Source organism: Paenibacillus sp. 01L418 (genome assembly GCF_056400045.1).
Map to the genome: position 1 here is coordinate 1 of NZ_JBFTSN010000830.1, position 829 is coordinate 829.

Annotated in this window: 2 protein-coding genes and 1 pseudogene; all 3 read left to right on the top strand. The window is 42.8% G+C overall.

The genetic code is table 11. The annotated features are described in order from the left end of the window. The coding region (locus AC1DSE_RS35960; RefSeq protein WP_477529206.1) for a YlxR family protein at positions 1 to 179 on the top strand (179 nt) is incomplete at its 5' end. Then, entirely contained in the window at positions 166 to 498 is a 333-nt protein-coding gene (locus tag AC1DSE_RS35965) for a L7Ae/L30e/S12e/Gadd45 family ribosomal protein (protein WP_054028945.1), read from the top strand. The genes AC1DSE_RS35960 and AC1DSE_RS35965, both read left to right, overlap by 14 nt. A gap of 61 nt (positions 499 to 559) precedes the next feature. Next, positions 560 to 829 (top strand): annotated as a pseudogene (locus tag AC1DSE_RS35970) (translation initiation factor IF-2); the annotation flags it as partial.

Genomic DNA, 829 nt, shown 5'->3' on the forward strand with positions numbered 1-829 from the left:
GTGCATATTTATGCGGTAAAGTCAGTTGCTTTAAATTAGCGAAGAAATCCAAGGCGCTTGATCGAGCACTGAAGCAGCATGTTGGTGAACACATCTACGATCAACTTGAGCAGGATTTTATAGCGGTAGAGGAACAGTTTATTGCTGGTAAGGAGCTGATAAGCGATGAAGCAGAATAAGAGCTTATCACAGCTTGGCATGGCAATGCGTGCCGGAAAGCTGATTACAGGCGATGAAATTGTCCTCAAAGCTGTAAGAAATAAACAAGTGCATCTCGTTATCCTTGCAGGAGATGCTTCAGACAATACGAAAAAAAAGTTTCGTGACAAATGCAACACCTACGGAATACAACTCGCCGAAGCATTCGACCGTGAGCAACTAGGAAAGGCGATTGGTAAGCCAGAACGGGTTGTAATAGCGGTAACCGATGCGCAATTCGGAAAAATGATTGCGAGTCATCTGAGCCATAATACGGAGGTGGATCATATTGGACAATAAACAAGACAGCAAGGACAATAAAGATAAGCTGCGCGTTTACGAGTATGCCAAGTCACTTAATATGAGCAGCAAAGAAATCATAACGATCCTAAAAAGACTTGATTTGCCAGTCAATAACCATATGAGTGTCATGGAAAACGAAATGGTAAATAAGGTTGAAGGTTTTTTCCGCAATATTAAACAAAATGCAGCTGCAAAGCGCGCGCAAGAAACAACAAATGTAACGGTTTCTTCCGCTCAACCTACTGCCAACAAGCCGCAATCGCAGCAGCCACAACTGCAGGAGAAGAAGCCGCAGCCAGTACAAGAAAATAAAAATACGAATCAAGAC

Excerpts from the sequence above, each read along its gene's own strand:
- AC1DSE_RS35965 (WP_054028945.1), top strand. The coding sequence starts at position 166 with ATGAAGCAGAATAAGAGCTTATCACAGCTTGGCATGGCAATGCGTGCC.